General features: G+C 43.0%; 18 protein-coding genes. 17 read left to right on the top strand and 1 reads right to left on the bottom strand.

The genetic code is table 11. From position 1 onward, the window contains the following. Window positions 1–2 precede the first annotated feature (2 nt). From NFS43_RS08920 to NFS43_RS08895, 6 genes are all read left to right on the top strand, one after another. Window positions 3–833 (top strand): TlyA family RNA methyltransferase, encoded by an 831-nt coding sequence (locus NFS43_RS08920; RefSeq protein WP_251551312.1) that lies wholly within the window; start codon window positions 3–5, stop codon window positions 831–833. 178 nt (window positions 834–1,011) lie between these two features. Beyond that, window positions 1,012–1,461 (top strand): transcriptional regulator AhrC/ArgR, encoded by a 450-nt coding sequence (gene ahrC / locus NFS43_RS08915; RefSeq protein WP_251551311.1) that lies wholly within the window; start codon window positions 1,012–1,014, stop codon window positions 1,459–1,461. A gap of 16 nt (window positions 1,462–1,477) precedes the next feature. Further along, complete coding sequence (gene recN, locus NFS43_RS08910) at window positions 1,478–3,175, top strand: DNA repair protein RecN (protein WP_251551310.1); 1,698 nt, start codon at window positions 1,478–1,480, stop codon at window positions 3,173–3,175. Between the two features lie 145 nt (window positions 3,176–3,320). Further along, window positions 3,321–4,616, top strand: coding sequence for a SpoIVB peptidase (gene spoIVB, locus NFS43_RS08905; RefSeq protein ID WP_420910312.1), 1,296 nt, complete (start codon window positions 3,321–3,323; stop codon window positions 4,614–4,616). Between the two features lie 268 nt (window positions 4,617–4,884). Then, a complete protein-coding gene (gene spo0A / locus NFS43_RS08900) occupies window positions 4,885–5,679 on the top strand; it encodes a sporulation transcription factor Spo0A (RefSeq protein ID WP_251551308.1) in 795 nt (264 codons plus the stop codon). 150 nt (window positions 5,680–5,829) lie between these two features. Continuing rightward, on the top strand, window positions 5,830–6,555 hold the full coding sequence (locus NFS43_RS08895) for a glycerophosphodiester phosphodiesterase (protein WP_251551307.1): 726 nt from the start codon (window positions 5,830–5,832) through the stop codon (window positions 6,553–6,555). 33 nt (window positions 6,556–6,588) lie between these two features. Here NFS43_RS08895 and NFS43_RS08890 read toward each other — a convergent pair whose 3' ends face one another. Continuing rightward, window positions 6,589–6,828, bottom strand: coding sequence for a DUF2627 domain-containing protein (locus NFS43_RS08890; RefSeq protein ID WP_251551306.1), 240 nt, complete (start codon window positions 6,826–6,828; stop codon window positions 6,589–6,591). Between the two features lie 168 nt (window positions 6,829–6,996). Between NFS43_RS08890 and NFS43_RS08885 the strand changes: the two genes are divergently transcribed. From NFS43_RS08885 to NFS43_RS08835, 11 genes are all read left to right on the top strand, one after another. Then, a complete protein-coding gene (locus NFS43_RS08885) occupies window positions 6,997–9,069 on the top strand; it encodes a sigma 54-interacting transcriptional regulator (protein ID WP_251551305.1) in 2,073 nt (690 codons plus the stop codon). Window positions 9,070–9,265: 196 nt separating this feature from the next. Then, a complete protein-coding gene (bcd, locus tag NFS43_RS08880; RefSeq protein WP_251551304.1) occupies window positions 9,266–10,369 on the top strand; it encodes a branched-chain amino acid dehydrogenase in 1,104 nt (367 codons plus the stop codon). A gap of 113 nt (window positions 10,370–10,482) precedes the next feature. Further along, window positions 10,483–11,904 carry a dihydrolipoyl dehydrogenase gene (gene lpdA / locus NFS43_RS08875; protein WP_251551303.1) on the top strand — a complete coding sequence of 474 codons (1,422 nt, stop codon included), beginning with the start codon at window positions 10,483–10,485 and terminating at the stop codon, window positions 11,902–11,904. Between the two features lie 37 nt (window positions 11,905–11,941). Beyond that, entirely contained in the window at window positions 11,942–12,934 is a 993-nt protein-coding gene (locus tag NFS43_RS08870; RefSeq protein ID WP_251551302.1) for a thiamine pyrophosphate-dependent dehydrogenase E1 component subunit alpha, read from the top strand. Between the two features lie 12 nt (window positions 12,935–12,946). Beyond that, window positions 12,947–13,930 carry an alpha-ketoacid dehydrogenase subunit beta gene (locus NFS43_RS08865; protein ID WP_251551301.1) on the top strand — a complete coding sequence of 328 codons (984 nt, stop codon included), beginning with the start codon at window positions 12,947–12,949 and terminating at the stop codon, window positions 13,928–13,930. Window positions 13,931–14,007: 77 nt separating this feature from the next. Beyond that, window positions 14,008–15,288, top strand: coding sequence for a dihydrolipoamide acetyltransferase family protein (locus NFS43_RS08860; RefSeq protein WP_251551300.1), 1,281 nt, complete (start codon window positions 14,008–14,010; stop codon window positions 15,286–15,288). A 120-nt stretch (window positions 15,289–15,408) separates the two neighbouring features. Beyond that, a complete protein-coding gene (locus NFS43_RS08855) occupies window positions 15,409–17,271 on the top strand; it encodes a methylmalonyl-CoA mutase family protein (protein ID WP_251551299.1) in 1,863 nt (620 codons plus the stop codon). Window positions 17,272–17,311: 40 nt separating this feature from the next. Next, on the top strand, window positions 17,312–19,450 hold the full coding sequence (gene scpA / locus NFS43_RS08850; protein WP_251551392.1) for a methylmalonyl-CoA mutase: 2,139 nt from the start codon (window positions 17,312–17,314) through the stop codon (window positions 19,448–19,450). Continuing rightward, a complete protein-coding gene (meaB, locus tag NFS43_RS08845; RefSeq protein WP_251551298.1) occupies window positions 19,451–20,500 on the top strand; it encodes a methylmalonyl Co-A mutase-associated GTPase MeaB in 1,050 nt (349 codons plus the stop codon). It begins immediately after the preceding gene. A gap of 89 nt (window positions 20,501–20,589) precedes the next feature. After that, window positions 20,590–21,027 carry a BrxA/BrxB family bacilliredoxin gene (locus tag NFS43_RS08840; RefSeq protein WP_251551297.1) on the top strand — a complete coding sequence of 146 codons (438 nt, stop codon included), beginning with the start codon at window positions 20,590–20,592 and terminating at the stop codon, window positions 21,025–21,027. Between the two features lie 243 nt (window positions 21,028–21,270). Further along, window positions 21,271–22,050 (top strand): transporter substrate-binding domain-containing protein, encoded by a 780-nt coding sequence (locus NFS43_RS08835; protein ID WP_251551296.1) that lies wholly within the window; start codon window positions 21,271–21,273, stop codon window positions 22,048–22,050. The last annotated feature ends 12 nt before the right edge of the window (window positions 22,051–22,062 follow it).

The following is a 22,062-nucleotide window of genomic DNA, read 5'->3' as shown; positions in this document are numbered from 1 at the left end:
TAATGAAAACGAAAGAACGATTAGATGTTTTATTGGTTGAAAGAGGTTTATGTGAAACGAGAGAAAAGGCAAAACGGGCGATTATGGCGGGGTTGGTCTATTCCAATGAAGAACGCCTTGACAAACCAGGTGAAAAAGTCAAAATGGATATTCCGCTTCAAGTTAAAGGCAATGCATTGCCTTACGTTAGCAGGGGCGGGCTAAAACTAGAAAAAGCGCTAAAGGTATTTGATGTTTCAGTAGCTGATAAAATCATGCTGGATATTGGTGCATCAACAGGGGGATTTACTGATTGCGCTTTGCAAAACGGTGCCAAAATGTCCTACGCTTTGGATGTTGGCTACAACCAACTGGCATGGAAGCTTAGGCAGGATGATCGAGTCATTGTGATGGAGCGGACTAATTTCCGTTATGTAACCCCAGCTGATTTGCAAGAGGAAATGCCAACGTTTGCTACCATTGATGTTTCCTTTATCTCCCTAACCTTAATTTTGCCAGTATTAAAAACGCTGCTTGTGCCAGGAAGCGATATTGTTGCCCTGATTAAGCCACAATTTGAGGCGGGGCGGGAGCAAGTCGGCAAAAAAGGAATTGTGCGGGACGAAAAAGTTCATCTTCAGGTGATTGAAAAAATTATGAATTTCTCTCTTGAACAAGGGTATGATATCCGGAATCTTTCCTATTCACCCATTACTGGCGGAGACGGAAATATCGAATTCCTGATTCACCTGAAATGGCTCGGAAACGATGATCTAGGTATTAATCATTTGCCGTTTCCTCCTGTTGATGTAGTAAAGGAAGCGCACCATGCGTTCCATTCCAAACAAGAATAAGTGATGATGCAGGTGTTTTTTGGAAAAGGATAAGCCGCTGAGCTTATCCTTTTTATACATTTTTGCTTATTTTCATACAAACATTGCATGACAAATTTGGATAAATCGGCTAACATATGGGTAGAAGAGACATGTTAGCAGTTATATACTAAGGTGTCTTAAACTTTGAGGTGAAAGAATGAATAAGGGACAAAGACATATCAAAATAAGAGAAATTATTGCCAGCAATGATATCGAAACACAAGATGAGCTCGTCGATGAGCTTAGAAATGCAGGCTATAATGTGACTCAGGCGACCGTTTCCCGAGATATTAAAGAGCTGCATCTTGTTAAAGTGCCATTAACTGATGGCCGTTACAAATACAGCCTTCCTGCCGATCAAAGGTTTAACCCGCTGCAAAAACTAAAACGGGCATTGGTTGATGCCTTTGTCAGGATTGATTCGGCAGGACATTTGCTTGTGATGAAATGTCTGCCCGGCAATGCCATGGCAATCGGCGCTCTAATTGACCATCTCGACTGGGATGAAATACTAGGCACCATTTGCGGTGATGATACGATGCTCATTATCTGCCGGACACCGGAAGATACAGAAACCATCACACAAAGGTTCCTGGATATGCTCTAATTTGGGGGAGTGTTTCATGCTTTCAGAACTATCAATTAAGAACTTTGCGATTATAGAGAAGTTAACTATTTCATTCAAAAAGGGTTTGACTGTCTTAACTGGAGAAACCGGTGCAGGCAAATCCATTATTATTGATGCAATCCATTTATTAATCGGCGGGAGAGGGTCGGCAGAATTTGTCCGCCACGGTGAGGAAAAGGCGGAGATTGAAGGATTATTTCAAATCGATAATGACAGCCATCCCATATATAAAAAAGCTTTGGAATTTGGGATTGATATTGAAGAAGGCATGGTCATTTTGCGCCGCGATATTGCCAAAAATGGAAAAAGCATTTGCCGGATTAACGGAAAGCTGGTGACCATTTCCACTTTGCGGGAGATCGGCGGAACGCTGGTGGATATTCATGGTCAGCATGAACACCAAGAACTCATGGATGAAACAAGGCATTTGCCGCTGCTGGACCAATTTGGGGGGGACGGAATTTCTGCTTCGCTCAAGGAATATCAAGAGGTTTTCCGCCGGTATGAACACACTAGACAAAAGCTAAAGGCGTTAAGTGAAAATGACCAGCAAATGGCCCATCGTCTCGATCTCATTTTATTTCAGTTAAATGAAATACAGAATGCAGATTTAAGGCTTGGTGAAGATGATGAGCTGTATGAGGAAAAAAGGAAATTAGGGAACTTTGAGAAAGTATTCGAGGCCTTCCAAATGAGCTATAATGCTTTAAATGGAGAGCAAAAGGGTCTTGATTGGCTTGGAATGGCGATGAGCCATTTGGAGGATGCTGCCTCACTTGATTCAGCCTACCGGCCTGTATATGAAACGGTGACGAATTGCTTTTATCAATTGGAGGATGCCTCTAATTTATTAAGACAGGAATTGGACCGATTAGAATATGATCCCCAGCGTTTAAATGAAATTGAAGCCAGGATAAATGAAATTAACCATTTAAAAAGAAAATATGGGAAAACGATTCAAGAAATTTTAGAATATGCGGCAAAAATTGAAGAGGAAATCGATAATATCCAAAATAAAGAATCACGAATCGACGAGCTAGAAAAGGAACTGGCATCGGTTAGAAAAGATCTTATTTTAGAAGCCAAGAATTTGAGTGAACTACGTCATAAATCGGCTAAAAAACTGACAGGGCTCATACATAAAGAATTAAAGGAATTATACATGGAGAAAACGGTCTTTGAAATCCGGTTTGAAACCGACTGGCAGCATTTTTCAAGCACTGGTGCAGACCATGTAGAATTTTATATTTCGACCAATCCGGGTGAGCCATTAAAACCATTGTCAAAAGTGGCTTCCGGCGGTGAACTGTCACGAATCATGCTGGCATTAAAAAGTATTTTTTCTAAACATCAGGGTGTCACGTCAATCATCTTTGACGAGGTGGATACCGGTGTGAGCGGCAGGGTGGCTCAGGCAATTGCTGAAAAAATATATAAAGTTGCAGTAAATTCGCAGGTATTGTGCATTTCACATCTTCCGCAGGTAGCAGCCATGGCAGATACTCATTTATTTATCTCTAAAGAAATTAAAGCGGGCAGAACCAAAACATCCGTACTGCCATTAAATGAAACAGAAAAGATAAAAGAAATCGGCCGGATGATTTCTGGAGCAGAAATTACCAGCCTAACCAAACAACACGCTGAAGAGTTATTGCAGCTGGCGGTAAAAATCAAAGTGGAAACTCCCGTTTAGTATTTCAAAAAACATGTTAATTTTATAAAAAGATGAAAAGCTATCCAACTTGGGTAGCTTTTTTATCTGGGACCGAGTTATAAATGATTGTCAAGGAGGCAAAATTAAAGATGTAGCCATTTATATTGCAAAAGAAGCGAGGAGAGTGAAAAAATTGAAGTTAGAGCTATTGCGAAGAATTATTGGTGGAATTCTCCTTGTTTCATTAATCAGCCTTATTTTTTTTCAGCCTATGCGTGAATATGTAAGTATCCCTAAAACGGTTACCGTTTTTGAAGGAGAAAATATACATTTTTCCAAAGCTTCTCCGGTTTCAGCTCATATCAAGTCCCAAAACAATCTCACACTTGATCAGGGAAAGCGATCCATTTCTTTAACAGCATCAGAACCAGGAAAGAATGAGATGCTGTTAGAATATGCAGGAATCCCCATAAAAAAAGTAGATGTTAATGTACTCAAAGATTTTCGGGTGCTACCAGGAGGCCAGTCAATTGGGGTCAAATTAAATACCGTTGGAGTTTTAGTTGTGGGGCACCATTTAGTCAATACTCCTGATGGAAAAAGGTCCCCTGGTGAATTGGCAGGTATTAAAGTTGGCGATATCATAACGGAAATCAATGGAAACAAAATAGAAAAAATGACTGATGTAGCACCATATGTTCAAACAGCAGGACAAAGCGGAAAGCCGCTTGACATGGAAATAAGCAGGGAAAATGGAAAGTTTACCACAAAATTAACTCCATTAAAGGATAAAGGAGAAAATACCTATAAGCTTGGTTTGTATATTAGGGACTCAGCTGCGGGTATTGGAACCATGACTTTTATCCATCCGCAATCAAAGAAATATGGAGCATTAGGCCATGTGATATCGGATATGGATACGAGGAAACCTATTGTTGTCGAAGATGGACAAATCGTCCGTTCGACTGTTACTTCCATTGAAAAAGGGAGTAATGGAGACCCGGGAGAAAAATTAGCCCGTTTTTCCTCGGACCGTGAAATAGTGGGCAATATCACAAAGAATAGTCCATTTGGCATTTTTGGAGAACTAAACAAAGAATTAAAAAATGGTGTCATGGATAAGCCGCTTCCTATTGCATTATCCCATCAGGTTAAAGAAGGACCAGCTAAAATATTGACAGTAGTGGATAATGACAAGGTGGAAGAGTTTAACGTTGAAATTGTAAGCACGATCCCGCAAAAATTTCCAGCGACTAAAGGCATGGTTATCAAGGTAACGGATCCGAAGCTCCTTGAAAAAACAGGAGGGATTGTACAGGGAATGAGTGGAAGCCCGATTATTCAGGACGGAAAACTGGTGGGGGCTGTGACACATGTCTTTGTAAATGATCCAACCTCTGGTTATGGAGTCCATATCGAATGGATGTTAAATGAAGCGGGAATTAACATATATGAAATGCCTAAAGAAAAAGCAAGTTAACTCCGGAGCAAAATAGGTAAAAATTCCTATTTTGCTTCTTTTTTAAATGGAGATTTTTCGACAAAAAGAAGATAATCATCGGATAAATATCGTTTCAAGTCGAAAAAACGAGAAAAACTAAGAAAAGATAAGATTTTATCACTATTTTATGAAATATTAAAAAAATGAGAGGAATTTTTGTTGCATTGTCGAATTTCTAATTTAGAATAGAGTTAGATGATTATGTTAAATAAAAAATAGATGGTATTCGCATTGAGGAGGAACCAAGTTGAAAAAAATAAAAGTCTGTGTCGTTGATGACAATAGAGAACTTGTTGAATTATTAGAGGATTATATATCATCCCAGGAAGATATGGAAGTTGTCGGAGTCGCCCATAATGGCCAGGAATGTTTAGATATTTTAAGCTCAACCGATCCTGATGTTCTCGTGCTGGATATTATAATGCCTCACCTTGACGGACTGGCTGTTCTGGAACGGCTTCGTGAATTGAAAAAGGGAGTCCTGCCGAATGTCATTATGCTGACGGCCTTTGGCCAGGAAGATGTGACAAAGAAGGCAGTTGAACTTGGGGCATCTTATTTTATTTTAAAACCATTTGATATGGAGAACTTAGGCAGCCATATTCGCCAAGTGAGCGGCAGCAGAACAACAGTTTCTGCTAGAAAGGCAGCGGCAGGCAGCTACCGGCCCCAAGCAGAGGCGAAGCCGAAAAACTTGGATGCTTCCATCACCAGCATTATCCATGAAATTGGTGTTCCGGCCCATATTAAAGGGTATTTATATCTTCGTGAAGCCATTGCTATGGTTTACAATGATATTGAATTATTAGGTTCGATTACCAAGGTGCTGTATCCTGATATTGCAAAAAAATATAATACAACAGCCAGCCGAGTGGAACGGGCCATCCGCCATGCGATTGAAGTTGCGTGGAGCCGCGGCAATATTGACTCCATCTCGTCTTTATTTGGCTATACAGTCAGCATGTCAAAAGCAAAACCGACAAACTCTGAATTCATTGCCATGGTTGCGGATAAACTGCGCCTTGAGCATAAGGCATCTTAATTTTTATAACTGTGCAATCGTAAAAACCCCCGTTCCTTGAGGCATTTTTATCAATCTTTTGGGAAAATAGGGGAAAACTCACAGAACTTGCATAAGCTGGTCTTGGAAGATATTTTGCAGACTGCATATTGATAGTTAGGATGTGAGTAGATGACACAGATATTTGCACACCGGGGATATTCCGCCTCTTTTGCAGAAAATACAATGGGCTCCTTTATAGCTGCAGAGAAGGCAGGGGCAGATGGGATTGAATTGGATGTCCAATTATCAAAGGATGGAGAAGTGGTTGTCATCCATGACGAAAAGGTCGACCGGACGACCAGCGGCAACGGATTTGTTAAAGATTTTTTGTTTAAAGATATCAGGAAACTGAATGCCAATAAAAAAGGGATAAGAAAAGAACCAATTCCCGCCCTGGAAGAAGTGCTTGAATGGCTGAAGACAAATAAGCTGATCTGTAATATTGAATTCAAAAATGGATTAATTCCGTATGAAGGCATGGAAGATAAGGTCGTCAATCTTGTCCAAAAATACAATTTATCAAACAGGATTATCTTTTCCTCCTTTAACCATTACAGTATTGTTTATAGCTATCGAATCGCGCCAGAAATTCAAACAGCGCCTCTGTTTATTGAGAGCATCTATATGCCATGGGTTTATTCGCAATCCATTCGGGCGAAAGGGATTCATCCAAGACATTCGACGCTGCCTGATGAAATTATCAAAACAACGATGGAAAATGGAATCGCCGTCCGTCCATATACAGTCAATAAAGATGCCCATATGAGGCGTTTCTTTCAAATAGACTGTACTGCCATCATTACCGATGACCCTGTCAAGGCGTTAAACCTTAGAAAACTTTATCAAAAAGGATGACCCATAATTGAGTCATCTTTTTTGTGTCTTGCTTTAATTGGATTTCTTGAATTTAGTTTGAACTTTATTTCGTTTTCGGTCACGGTGCAAAATAAAACCTGCAATAAAACCAATACCGCCAACGCATAAGATAAGTCCAGCCAAAAATTGAAGCCAATAGAAAGGAAAGGGTTCATCTAAAATGCCAAAGGTCATATCCCGCATTAATTTTATTCCCCAAACCGCAAGTATTCCCGGAAACACTAAAATCAATAGAGCTATAATTCGCTTCATTTTTAAGTTCCTTCCACCATTCTTTTCCCTTACAAAAATAATAGTATATGGTTGCCATTTGTCAAGATAACTTATTCAATTTAAAATGAAAGTATGAAAAAGATTTCATATATTTCCCACATGGTTGAAAAAATTTTCTCGATCCACCGTTAAGAAAGGGATGGGAACATGCAGAACGTTATGATTGTTGGAGCGGGAAAAGGCGGAACGGCCGTCCTAAAGATATTAAAAGAATCCGAAGTATTAAAGGTAAAAGCCGTCATTGACCGCAATCAAAGTGCTCCCGGCATTATTCTTGCGGCAAAGGAAGGAATTCCAACTGGGGCAGATTGGGCTCCTTTTTTGACTGATCATATTGACATTGTGATTGAAGTAACTGGAAATGAGGATGTTTTTCAAAGTTTACGGAAATCTAAGCCGAAACAAACGGTATTAATTCCTGGCAGTGTTGCTTTTCTCGTTTCAAAGCTAATGGAGCAAAAGGAAGAGCTGATCCATAAGCATCAATATGAATCCTATCTGCAGGAATTAATTTTTAACGCCACCAATGATGGGATGGTTGGTATTGACAGCCAAGGGTCCGTCATTTTATTTAATAGGCGTGCCGAAGAAATGATGGGGGTAAAGCGAGAGGATGCCCTTGGAAGATATGTAGCCGAAGTGATTCCAAAATCCCGTCTGCCGCTGATCCTAAAAACGAAACGGGTCGAAACGAATCAAGAAATGATGCTGGGCAATGGGAGAAAAGTCATAACGACAAGGATTCCAATTATAGAGGAAAATGGAACATTGATTGGAGCCCTGGCTGTATTTAAGGATATCACAGAGGTTGTGAAACTTGCGGAGGAAATAACCGATTTAAAAGAAATTCAAACCATGCTGCAGGCAATCATTCAATCAAGCGATGATGCCATTTCAGTTGTGGATGAATTCGGGCGGGGAATTCTTATTAATCCCGCCTATACGAGAATTACCGGACTTACTGAGGAACAAGTCATCGGCCAGCCGGCTACTGCTGATATTTCAGAAGGCGAAAGCATGCATATGAGGGTCCTGCAAACTAGAAAAGCGGTCAGGGGGGTTCCGATGAGAGTCGGGCCGAGTAAGCGGGAAGTCATTGTCAACGTGGCACCTATCATTGTAAATGGAAATTTAAAGGGGAGTGTTGGCGTTATTCACGATATGTCTGAAATGAAATCGCTCAGCAGAGAATTAAATCGAGCCAGACAGCTGATTCGGACATTAGAGGCAAAATACACCTTTGAGGATATAATTGGAACATCAGACGAAATGATGCTTGCAATTGAGCAGGCCAAATTGGGGGCTAAAACCCCGGCAACGGTCCTCCTTAGGGGGGAATCTGGTACAGGGAAGGAATTATTTGCCCATGCCATACATAATGCGAGTGACCGAAAATATAACAAATTCATTCGGGTCAATTGTGCTGCCCTTTCTGCCTCTTTATTGGAAAGTGAATTATTTGGCTATGAGGAAGGGGCATTTTCAGGAGCTGTCAGGGGCGGAAAAAGAGGCCTATTTGAAGAAGCTAACAATGGAAGCATATTTTTAGACGAAATTGGTGAACTATCTGCCAATACTCAAGCCAAACTGCTCAGGGTGCTTCAAGAAAATGAAATTATCCGTGTAGGAGGCACAAAGCCTCTCTCCATTAACGTTCGGGTCATAGCAGCCACGAATGTCAATCTGGAAAGGGGGATTGCTAAAGGTACGTTTCGGGAAGACTTGTATTATCGGTTAAATCGAATGCCCATACATATTCCTCCATTACGGAAAAGAAAGGAAGAAATTCCGTCATTATGTGAAAGGCTAATAACGAAGCTTAATCGTGACTATGGCCGGAATGTAGAAGGAATTTCCCAGTCTGCACTAAACCAGCTTATGCGCTATGATTGGCCGGGCAATGTTAGAGAATTGGAAAATATTCTTGGCCGGGCGATTATTTTTATGCATTATGCGGAAACAATTATTGAAGTTCATCATTTGCCCGAATTAATCAATCGTAAACAGGTGAATGATTCAGCTGTCGATGACAACATTGCATCCATTTTCGGCCAGCCTTTATCGAAAATGGTCGAAGAGTATGAGGCAAAAATTATATCTCAGGCCCTATTGCGTTTCAATGGAAATAAAACCTTAACGGCTAAAACATTGGGTCTTTCGGTGCGTAATTTATATTATAAGCTTGAAAAATATAAACTTGAAAATAATAGCATGCAATAATTTGCATGGTGAGAAAAACATTGCAGACTTTATCTCCGATTGTAAAGCGTTTACAAAGAAATGTAACATGGCACGAAATTTGCATATTACTTTATCGGAGTGGTTTTAAAAGAAAAATGGAATTCTGGAAACAAATAGACCATCTAACGTGAAGGCCGATATTTTTTTTCTCAATTTTAAGGAGGAAACAATAATAATGGAGATTTTTAACTATCTAGAAAAATATGATTATGAGCAGCTTGTTTTTTGTCAAGATCAACCTTCTGGTTTAAAAGCCATTATTGCGATACACGATACTACACTTGGACCTGCATTAGGAGGAACCCGGATGTGGACGTATGCTTCAGAAGAGGCTGCGATAGAAGATGCGCTAAGGCTGGCACGAGGAATGACCTATAAAAACGCAGCAGCTGGATTAAATCTTGGCGGCGGAAAGACTGTGATCATCGGAGACCCTAGGAAGGATAAAAGCGAAGAATTGTTTCGGGCGTTTGGAAGGTATATCCAAGGCCTAAATGGAAGGTATATCACAGCCGAAGATGTGGGAACAACCGTTGCTGATATGGATCTCATTCATGAAGAGACTGATTATGTAACAGGCATATCGCCAGCCTTCGGATCATCTGGCAATCCTTCGCCTGTTACGGCTTATGGTGTGTATAGGGGAATGAAAGCTGCGGCCAAGGAAGCGTTTGGCAGTGATTCTCTTGAGGGAAAAGTGGTAGCGGTTCAGGGCGTTGGCAATGTCGCCTACACGCTTTGCCGCTACTTACATGAAGAAGGTGCCCAGCTCATTGTAACCGATATTAATAAAGAGGCCGTAAATCGCGCTGTTGAGGAGTTTGGTGCAGCAGCGGCCGATCCAAATGATATTTATGGGGTGGAATGCGATATTTATGCTCCATGTGCGCTGGGAGCAACCATCAACGATCAAACCATTCCGTTGTTAAAGGCTAAAGTCATTGCCGGCTCTGCTAATAACCAATTAAAGGATTCAAGCCATGGGGATATGATCCATGAGATGGGGATCGTATATGCTCCTGATTATGTGATTAATGCTGGCGGTGTCATTAATGTGGCAGATGAGCTTTACGGTTATAATCATGACAGGGCAATGAAAAAAGTCGAACAGATTTACAACAGTATTGAAAAAGTGATTGAAATTTCCAAGCGTGATGGTATACCGACCTATTTGGCGGCGGATCGGCTCGCAGAGGAAAGGATTGAAAAGGTACGCAATTCGAGAAGCCAATTTCTGCAAAATGGCCATCATATTTTAAGCAGAAGAAGGACCAGGTAACTTACATCCCCAAATTATGGATCGATATGTTTTTGGGAATAATAGGGAACTATAAAGGGTTATCCATGACATTGTATACCTGTAAAAAGGCGGAATCTTAGGGAGGAAAAGTTGTGGCACAAGAGTATGATTTAGTCATTCTTGGCGGTGGCACTGGCGGTTACGTCGCTGCCATCCGCGCCTCACAGCTTGGGTTAAAGACAGCGATCGTTGAAAAGGGGAAACTCGGAGGCACCTGCCTCCATAAAGGCTGTATACCAAGTAAGGCACTGCTGCGAAGTGCTGAAATTTATAAAACTGCAAAGAATAGTGAAGAGTATGGGGTCTTTGCCAATGACGTCACCGTTAACTTCGCAAAGGTTCAAGAACGGAAAATGAAAATCGTTGACACACTCCATCGCGGAGTTGAACAATTAATGAAAAAGGGGAAAATTGATGTTTATCAAGGGATAGGCCGAATTCTCGGACCATCGATTTTTTCTCCGCTGCCCGGAACCATTTCTGTTGAAATGAACAGTGGGGCAGAAAATGAGATGCTGATCCCCAAGAACGTGATTATTGCTACTGGATCGAGACCAAGGCCGCTTCCTGGTTTGGAAATTGATGGCGAGTATGTCCTGACCTCTGATGAAGCGTTGGAGCTAACGGCGATACCAAAATCGGTTATCATCGTGGGCGGCGGAGTAATTGGAATCGAGTGGGCATCTATGCTCTCCGATTTTGGGGCCGAGGTTACAGTGCTGGAATATGAGGACCGCATCATACCGACTGAGGACAAGGAAGTTTCAAAGGAAATGCAGCGGCTGATGAAGAAAAAGGGGATAAAAATTATAACAAAGGCAAAAGTCCTGCCAGAAACACTCAGTAAAGATGGCGAAGTATCCATTTTAGCGGAAGTGAACGGTGCCAATCGAGAATTTATAGCCGAGCGGCTGCTTGTATCGGTAGGGAGGCAAGCAAATATAGAAGGATTGGGCTTGGAAAATACGGACATACAGGTTGATAGAGGCCATATTGTCACCAATCTATATTATCAAACAAAAGAATCCCATATCTATGCCATTGGGGATGTCATTGGGGGATTGCAGCTGGCCCATGTCGCTTCCCATGAAGGAATTATCGCTGTAGAGCATATGTCCGAAAACAAACCCTCTCCCCTTGATTACGATTTGGTTTCTAAGTGCATTTATAGTAATCCCGAGGCCGCAAGCGTAGGCTTGACAGAAGAACAGGCCGTTCAAAAGGGGCATAAAGTAAAGGTCGGAAAATTTTCTTTTCGTGCAGTTGGCAAAGCCCTTGTATTTGGAGAGGCTGATGGATTTGTGAAAATTGTTGCCGACACAGTGACCGATGATATTCTTGGGGTACACATGATCGGTCCGCATGTCACTGACATGATTTCTGAAGCGGGTTTGGCGATGGTTTTAGATGCGGTTCCATGGGAAATTGCCCATACGATTCACCCGCATCCTACTCTATCTGAGGCTATCGGGGAGGCTGCGCTGGCAGTCGATGGCAGAGCCTTGCACGGATGAGTATTGAATGATTTGGACAAATGGGAGGTAAACATGGATGGTTAACAAGCGTCATGAAGCATTAGGCTTAAATGATGATACAGTATTGGAAATGTATGAAACGATGCTTTTGGCCCGGCGCATTGATGAACGGATGTGGCTGTTGAACCGCGCTGGAAAAATTCCGTTTGTGATCTCATGTCAAGGGCAGGAAGCTGCCCAAGTCGGCGCCGCTTTTGCTTTGGATCGCAATAAGGATTATGTGCTTCCATATTATCGTGATATGGGAGTCGTATTAACCTTTGGAATGACCGCTAAGGATATTATGCTCTCCGCCTTTGCAAAGGCAGAAGACCCTAATTCAGGCGGCAGGCAAATGCCTGGCCACTTTGGCCAAAAAAAGAATCGGATCGTTACTGGTTCTTCTCCTGTGACAACACAGGTGCCGCATGCAGTCGGTATTGCACTGGCGGGGAAAATGGAAAAAAAGGATTTTGTTTCATTCGTAACCTTTGGGGAAGGTTCCTCCAATCAAGGGGATTTTCATGAAGGGGCCAACTTTGCAGGCGTTCATAAGCTGCCGGTGATTTTCATGTGTGAGAATAACAAGTATGCGATTTCGGTTCCGGTTGAAAAGCAGTTAGCCTGCGAAAAGGTTTCCGACCGTGCCATTGGTTATGGAATGCCCGGGGTAACGGTAGATGGGAATGATCCATTAGAGGTTTATCAAGCAGTAAAAGAAGCTGCCGGCCGTGGCCGGAGGGGGGAAGGCCCGTCCTTAATTGAAACGGTATCGTATCGGTTGACCCCGCATTCTTCAGATGATGATGACCGCTCCTACAGGGCACCAGATGAGGTGGCTGAAGCTAAAACATTAGACCCAATTATTACATTCGGTGCCTATCTGAAAGAAACGGGTGTGATGGATGACAATCTGGAATCACAAATAAATGACAGGGTAATGAAGATTGTCAATGAGGCTACAGATTACGCGGAGAATGCTCCATATGCAGAACCAGAGCATGCCTTAAACTATGTTTATGGAGATTAAGGGGGAAGGAACATGGCAATAATTTCATACATTGATGCGGTCACAATGGCCATTCGTGAAGAAATGGAACGTGACCCTCGGGTATTTGTCCTGGGGGAAGATGTGGGAAGAAAGGGCGGGGTTTTCAAAGCAACTCAAGGTTTGTATGAGCAATTTGGAGAAGAACGGGTAATCGATACGCCGCTTGCGGAATCAGCCATTGCAGGTGTAGGAATAGGTGCCGCCATGTATGGAATGCGGCCAATTGCTGAGATGCAGTTTGCCGATTTTATTATGCCCGCCGTAAACCAAATTATTTCCGAAGCGGCGAGGATCCGTTATCGTTCCAACAATGATTGGAACTGCCCGATTGTTATTCGGGCACCATATGGCGGCGGTGTTCATGGGGCACTTTACCATTCCCAGTCGGTTGAATCCGTTTTTGCCAATCAGCCAGGCTTAAAAATTGTCATGCCATCAACTCCGTATGATGTAAAAGGGCTGCTGAAGGCCGCCATTCGCGATAATGACCCTGTTTTATTCTTTGAACATAAACGGGCCTACCGGTTAATAAAAGGCGAGGTGCCCGCTGAGGACTATACAGTGCCAATTGGCAAAGCAGAAGTAAAACGGAAGGGTGAAGATCTCACGGTTATTACCTATGGTCTTTGTGTTCATTTTGCCCTGCAGGCAGCTGAAAAATTAGCGGGGGATGGAATCTCAGTTCACATTCTTGATTTGCGTACAGTTTACCCGCTTGATAAAGAAGCCATTATCGAAGCCGCCTCTAAAACAGGCAAGGTACTATTGATTACAGAAGACAACAAAGAAGGAAGCATCATAAGTGAGGTAGCTGCCATCATTGCCGAACATTGTTTGTTCGATCTAGATGCACCCATTAAACGGCTGGCAGGCCCAGATGTACCAGCCATGCCTTATGCGCCGACAATGGAGAAGTTTTTTATGGTAAATCCGGATAAGGTTGAGAAAGCCATGCGGGAGCTGGCCGAGTTTTAATCAGAATGAATGGCGGTAGTGTCGATTCTGTCGCATAAATCTGAGCTGGAACAGAAGTTTCACAGGGGGTATGACCATTGGTTGTTGAACATATTAAAATGCCTCAATTAGGCGAAAGTGTAACAGAAGGCACCATCAGTAAATGGCTTGTTGCGCCGGGAGACCGCGTTAATAAATACGACCCGCTGGCAGAAGTCATGACCGATAAGGTCAATGCGGAGGTCCCATCTTCCTTTTCAGGTGTTATCAAACAATTACTCGCCGAAGAGGGAGATACATTGGCAGTTGGAGATATGATCTGTACGATTGAAATAGAGGGAAATACAGGTGAAGTTTCTGTTGTGGCACCGGAAAAGCAGCCTGAAGCACCGGTTCAGGCGGCCGGGAGTCATCATGCGGCCAAAGCACGGTACTCTCCAGCTGTGTTAAAAATTTCCCAGGAACACGGCATTGACTTAATGCAAATAACAGGGACAGGTGCAGGCGGCCGGATTACCAGAAAAGATTTACTAAAAATAATTGAATCAGGAACCATTCCAATAGCTGGCCAGCAGTCTGAAGTGCCGAGTCAGCCTGTTTTAGTTTCAAATGAGCACCAGCCCGTCAGCGGTGCGCCGGAGGCACCAGCAGCACCGGCTGTGAATATCCCAGTGGCTGCAGGGGACATTGAGATACCGGTAAACGGTGTCCGGAAAGCAATTGCCATGAATATGCTGCGGAGTAAGCATGAGGCGCCGCATGCGTGGACCATGGTCGAAGTGGATGCTTCCAATCTTGTTGGCTACCGGCATTCGATAAAGGAAGAGTTTAAGTCCAAAGAAGGTTTTAATTTAACTTATTTTGCGTTCTTTGTTAAAGCGGCCGCCCAGGCCTTAAAAGAATTCCCGCAAATCAATTCGATGTGGGCGGGGGAAAAAATTATTCAGAAAAGAGAGATCAATATTTCCATTGCCGTTGCGGCGGAGAATGCTTTATTCGTTCCAGTTATTAAAAATGCCGACGAAAAAACGATCAAAGGCATTGCCCGTGAAATTTCTGAGCTCGCTGTTAAGGCAAGAACGGGCAAACTTCGTCCGGAAGATATGCAGGGAGGCACATTTACCGTAAATAACACGGGTTCTTTTGGCTCTATCCAATCAATGGGCATTCTAAATTACCCACAGGCCGCCATTTTGCAAGTGGAATCTATAGTGAAACGCCCAGTGGTGATAAACGGAATGATCGCTGTTCGGGATATGGTAAATCTTTGCATGTCACTCGATCACCGGATATTGGATGGTTTGATTTGCGGCCGATTCCTTCAACGTGTTAAAGAAATAATCGAAAATACATCCAAAACCACGACACCTATCTATTAAATATATCGCTGTCAAACATGGCAGCGTTTTTTTTATTGATTGATAACGCTTTCTATCCTACAATAAAATTGATTGAATTTTATGATTTTATTATTTTTTAGGAAGGGGGATGAAGAAGGTATGGAAAGCATCAGAAATCAATCTTTTCCTTCTCCATCAATAAAGGAGTGGGAAGAACGGGCCAAAGAGTCTTTAAAAGGAAAACCGCTTGAAGCATTAACGGGCACTACATATGAAAATATTACGTTGAAGCCTCTATATTCACGATTAGACGAACAAGCTGTGCCACAGTATCCCGGCGGCTCTGATTTAAGAAGAGGGGTCTATCCTTTAGGATATTTGGCAAATGAATGGAAGATTGCCCAACGGTTAAAAGCGGATACACCAGAAGTACTAAAAGATAAACTTAACCACGCATTTGAAAACGGACAAACAGCCATCTCTTTTGAGGTAACGATGGCGCTGTTAGAAAATAGCAGTTATACAGATTTTTGCTCACATTACCCATTCGCAGTGAATTCAAAATGGCTCCATGCCGAATTTTTAACGCATCTTTTTAACCACCGATATGCTCCTGGACATATAACTGGATATATTGCCAATGATCCCCTCTCTTTGTCAGTGGAGCGGGGTGAACTCAATCTAAATATTTTTAAACCATGGTCCGAGTATATTGTAAAAGCGAATCAGTATTATCCCAACTTACGAACAGTTCTTGTTGATACATCCCCCTATCATAATGGCGGGGCAAACGCGGTCCAAGAGATTGGCATTGCAGCGGCCATCGGCGTTTTTTATCTTGAGCAGCTAATGGAAGCTGGTATGAGTCTTGAGAGTGCCCTATCTAAACTTATTTTTCAATTCTCAATGGGCTGCGAGTTTTTTATCGAGTTAGCCAAGCTGAGAGCAGCCCGGATTGTTTGGGGAAGGATTGCCTCCCTATATGGGGCAGGACAACAGGCGGGGGGGATGGAGATAGCTGCAGAGACATCCCGGTTTACGATGACGGTAACAGACCCGCATGTAAATCTGCTTCGGACAGCTGATGAAGCGTTCGCGGCCGTTTTAGCCGGCGTGCAGTATTTGCACATCACACCATTTGATGAAATAACTGGATCGACCCCTCTCTCGGAACGGATTGCCCGCAATATTCAGCTGATTTTAAAAGAAGAAACCCAGCTAAAAAAAATCATCGACCCTGCTGGCGGCTCGTGGTATCTCGAAACGCTGACCAATCAACTGGCTGGGGAAGCATGGGCATTTTTCCAACGGATTGAAGCAAAAGGGGGCATCCTTGAAGTCGTAAAAAACAATTGGCTGCAAGAGCAGGTTGAAGCGACTTTTATAAAAAGAAACGAAGATATTCAAACAAGAAAGAAAAGCATTGTCGGAACCAATGTCTATGTTAAGGTAGATGAGAATCCTCCTGAGCCAGTGCCAATCAAAACGCAAGCGGCAGACATTCATGCCGGACCAGGCATCCAAATCGCGAGCATTCCACAGAGAAGATTATCAGAGCCCTATGAGCAACTTAGATACAGGGCAAAACAGCTCGAGGCTAAACTGGGCACTCCGGCCGCTGTCGGGATGCTTTGTCTTGGAAATCTGAAGCAGCATAAACCAAGGCTTGATTTTATTAAGGGATTTTTGGCGCCAGGCGGTATCCAAACAATTGAAAGCAGGCCAATTTTTGATTTGGAGGAGGCAAAGCAATTTGTCAAACAGGAACAGCCAAAATGGGTTTGTTTATGCGGATCTGATGATCATTATGGACAAATGGGGCTTGAGCTGCTCTCTGCTTTAAAAACGGAATTTCCCCATCTGGTATTCTGTTTAGCAGGCCTGCCCGGCCAAGAGAAACAGGAGCAGTGGAAACAAGAAGGGATCGAGCTGTTTATACATGCAAAAAGCAATTGTTATGAAACCTTATCTGCTATTATAACCAGCCTGGAGGTGACATCCATTGAAGAAACAAAAGCCTGATTTTACTAGCTTGCCCTTGTTTGATCAACCAGACTTTCTTATGAAAGAAGAATGGGAGGAACAGGCGGAAAGAGAGCTTCAAGCTTCACTTGAAGATTTACTCTTTGAAACAAATGAACAAATCAGCCTAAAACCCATTTATACAAAAGCTGACCTGGAAGGATTGGAGCATCTTGATCATCTTCCGGGAATCCCCCCATTTACAAGGGGGCCATACCCGACCATGTATGTGAACCGGCCTTGGACGGTCCGCCAATACGCCGGATTTTCAACCGCAGAGGAGAGCAATGCCTTTTATCGCCGCAACCTGGCAATGGGGCAAAAGGGATTGTCAGTTGCCTTTGATTTGGCTACACATAGAGGCTATGACTCTGACCACCCGCGGGTGGTGAGCGATGTCGGCAAAGCAGGGGTTGCCATTGATTCTATAATGGATATGAAAACACTTTTTGAAGGAATCCCTTTAGACCAAATGTCCGTTTCAATGACTATGAACGGGGCGGTACTGCCGATTATGGCTTTTTATATCGTAACAGCCGAAGAGCAGGGAGTGACGCAGAATCAGCTTGCCGGCACGATTCAAAATGATATTTTAAAAGAATATATGGTCCGCAATACGTACATTTATCCGCCAGAAATGTCGATGAAGATTATTGCCGATATTTTTGAATATTCGTCTAAATACATGCCGAAGTTTAATAGTATCAGTATTTCCGGCTATCATATGCAGGAAGCTGGGGCCCCAGCTGACCTTGAGCTGGCCTATACACTGGCAGACGGATTGGAGTATGTGAGAACTGGGTTGAAGGCAGGAATTGATATCGACTCCTTTGCACCAAGGCTGTCATTTTTCTGGGCTGTCGGCATGAATTATTTTATGGAAGTGGCCAAGATGCGGGCGGCTAGGTTTATTTGGGCAAAAATGATGAAATCGTTTCAACCAAAAAATGAAAAGTCGATGGCACTCCGCACACATTCGCAAACATCAGGATGGAGTTTGACCGAGCAGGATCCTTTTAATAATGTGACGAGAACCTTAATTGAAGCGCATGCAGCAGCCGTGGGTCATACCCAATCACTGCATACCAATGCATTGGATGAAGCGATTGCCCTCCCTACCGATTTTTCAGCACGGATAGCCAGAAATACGCAATTATTTTTGCAAGAGGAAACAGGCATCACCAAAGTCATTGACCCTTGGGCAGGCTCCTATTATGTGGAGAAGCTGACGGATGAACTAGCCAAACGGGCTTGGACCCATATTGAAGAAATTGAGAGTCTCGGCGGCATGGCAAAAGCGATTGAAACAGGGCTGCCAAAAATGAGGATAGAAGAGGCAGCAGCACGGCGGCAGGCGCAAATTGACTCAGGCAAAGAAATCATTGTTGGGGTTAACCAATACCGGCCGGAAAGGGAAGAGCCAATTGATATATTGGACATTGATAATACAGCTGTCCGATTGAAACAAATTGAAAAACTAAATCATCTGAAAGCAGGCCGCGATGGCCAAAAAGTGGAGGAAGCTTTGCACGCATTAACAGCGGCTGCGGCAGGCGGAGAGGGCAACTTATTGGAACTGGCCATTCAGGCAGCACGGGTCCGGGCGACACTGGGGGAAATCTCTGATGCAATCGAAAAAGCGGCCGGACGGCATAAAGCCGTGATTCGTTCGATTAGCGGCGTATACAGCACAGCCTTCAATCAGGAAGAGGACATCAAAGAGGTTCAAAAAATGACCGAGGAGTTCTTGGAAAACGAGGGAAGAAGACCGAGGATCTTAATTGCGAAAATGGGCCAGGACGGCCATGACCGCGGTGCAAAAGTCATCGCAACCGCGTTTGCGGATTTAGGATTTGATGTTGATATTGGACCGCTGTTTCAAACGCCGGAGGAGACAGCTGTACAGGCGGTCGAAAATGATGTTCATGTCATTGGAATGAGTTCGCTTGCCGCTGGACACAAGACATTGCTGCTTCAACTTGTGGAAGAATTGGAAAAACTCGGCAGAGAAGACATTTTAGTGGTAGTCGGAGGGGTTATACCTGCCCAGGATTATCAGTTTTTATACGATCATGGTGCGGCGGCCATCTTTGGTCCGGGCACGATTATCCCTGTTGCGGCCCAAAAAGTGATTAAAGAAATCTATAAACAGCTGGGCTATGAGGAAGTGGCACAATAAATGGCGATTGACCAACATCCTGAATCGATTCAAAAAAATATCCGGTTTCAAAAGCGACGAAACCTGGAGCCAACTATTGATGAATTGTATCAAGGAGTGATCCAAGGTAATCGGAGTTATTTGGCAAGAGCCATCACGATGGCAGAGAGCAATTCGGAGCAGCATTTCCAAAAAGCCCAATCACTGCTGCAAAAATTGCTGCCTAACACTGGAAAATCCATTCGAATAGGGATTACCGGTGTGCCGGGGGCTGGAAAAAGTACGTTTATTGAAGCCTTCGGGATGCATTTATGCAATCAGGGGTTTCGTGTAGCCGTTTTGGCCATTGACCCGAGCTCCAGCATCAGCGGCGGCAGCATCCTTGGCGACAAAACAAGGATGGAGCAATTATCAAAACATCCGCTGGCGTTTATTCGTCCTTCTCCTACAGCAGGAAAGCTGGGCGGGGTTCACCGCAAAACAAGGGAGGCTATGCTGATTTGTGAAGCTGCCGGTTATGATGTCATTCTGATTGAAACGGTTGGGGTCGGGCAAAGTGAGGTGCTGATCCGCGATATGGTAGATTTTTTCATGCTGCTTGTCCTGACTGGTGCCGGGGATGAATTGCAGGGAATGAAAAAGGGGATTATGGAGCTTGCAGACGCTGTTATTGTCCACAAGGCAGATGGAGCCAATAAACTAAAGGCGGAAAAGACAAGGCAGGAATATAATCGGATTTTGCATTTCTTGCAGCCTGCCACTAAAGGATGGGAAACGAAAGCCTATACTTGCTCTTCCTTAACTAATGAGGGTATTGGCGAGCTGTGGCAGATGATCCAATCCTTTGAAGAAGCAGGGAAGGCTTCTGGGGTTTTCGAAGCAAGAAGAAAAATGCAGGCAAGGGAGTGGCTATATTCCATTATTGCCGATCAGCTCCATTATCAGTTTTATCATCATCCGCAGGTAAAGGCGGAGCTCCCTAAATTGGAGAATCAGGTAATTGCCGGTGAAATGACAGTGGCCAGTGCAGCTAATGCGCTATTTAGACTGTTTATGGAACATAAACAATAATCCTTGGCCATTGTTGGAATCATTCATTTGTATAAAACCTGTTTCAACTGTTATGATGTAGGTATATAGATTGAAAAAGGAGTGATCTTATGAGCATGGATTTTAATATATTCATGAACGATGTGGTCCGCCAGGCGCGGCAGGAAATCGTTTCTGCAGGATATGAAGAGCTAAAAACGCCGGAAGAAGTGGATGAGACACTGACGCAAAAAGGCACAACATTGGTCATGATTAATTCTGTATGTGGATGTGCTGGAGGTGTTGCACGTCCTGCAGCCGCTTATGCCGTTCATTATGATAAGCGTCCGGATCGTTTTGTAACTGTTTTTGCAGGACAGGATAAAGAGGCTACGGAAAGAGCAAGAAGCTATTTTACTGGGTATCCTCCATCCTCTCCATCCTTTGCCCTGTTAAAGGACGGCAAAATATGCACAATGGTTGAAAGGCACCAAATTGAAGGCTATGATCCTGCAACGGTCGTGGCAAAACTGCAGCAAGAATTCGATAAATACTGCGAAGAAGTATAAATTTTAAAAGGTCAATTTCCTCTGGGAAATGGCCTTTTTTTATTGGAAAAATTTACTGAGAAAAAATATAAAAGAATTATTAAAAATATATTTGCATAATTATTTATCTGTGTTAAAATTCATTACGTTGAATAAATATTAATCCGATAAACTACTAATCTGCTGATTGGGTATATAATTGGATTCATATTATGTAAAAAACAATAACTAGAATAATCAGATAACTTTATAGGGGGAAAACAAATGAAAAAGGGATTAATTTTATTATTGTCAATGGTTTTGGCTGCAGGACTGCTGGCTGCTTGTGGTTCCAGCGAAAAGACGAGCAAAGCTGCCAGTGATAAGAAGGTATTGGTCATGGGAACTTCTGCAGATTATGCCCCTTTCGAGTATATCGAAACGGAGAAAAGTGATGAAATTATCGGCTTTGACGTGGATTTGGCGAAGGCGATTACTAGTAAGCTCGGATATAAGATGGAAGTAAAAGACATGGATTTCAACGGTCTTGTGCAAGCTCTGAAATCTGGCCAGGCAGACTTTGTTTTAGCCGGAATGACTCCAACAGAAAAAAGAAAGAAAAACGTCGATTTTAGCGACATCTACTATACGGCACAATTCATGATCGTTTCTAAAAAGGACAGCGGCATTTCAAAATTAGAAGACTTGAAAGGGAAAACTGTCGGCGTGCAGCTTGGATCGATTCAAGCAGATAAAGCAAAAGAAATTAATGAAGAGCTTCCTATTAAGATTGAAGACCGCAATCGTATACAGGATCTTATTCAAGAAATTAAATCGGGCCGATTCGATGCGGCGATTATTGAAGATACCGTTGCGAAGGGCTATTTCACAAAAGAGACTGAGCTAGAAGGCTTTACACTTAATGACGACCCTGAAGCAGGCTCTGCCATTGCATTTCCAAAGGACAGCGATTTAACTGAAAAGTTTAATCAAGAGCTAAAGAAAATGAAGGAAAATGGGGAACTGGATGAATTAATCATTAAATGGTTTGGCGATCAACAATAACATTGATGTCGA

The sequence above is a fragment of the Neobacillus muris genome, from assembly GCF_943193175.1.
GTDB classification, from domain to species: domain Bacteria; phylum Bacillota; class Bacilli; order Bacillales; family Cytobacillaceae; genus Neobacillus; species Neobacillus muris.
The sequence above is the reverse complement of the archived record's forward strand: the minus strand, read 5'-3'. Positions and strand labels throughout refer to the sequence as shown.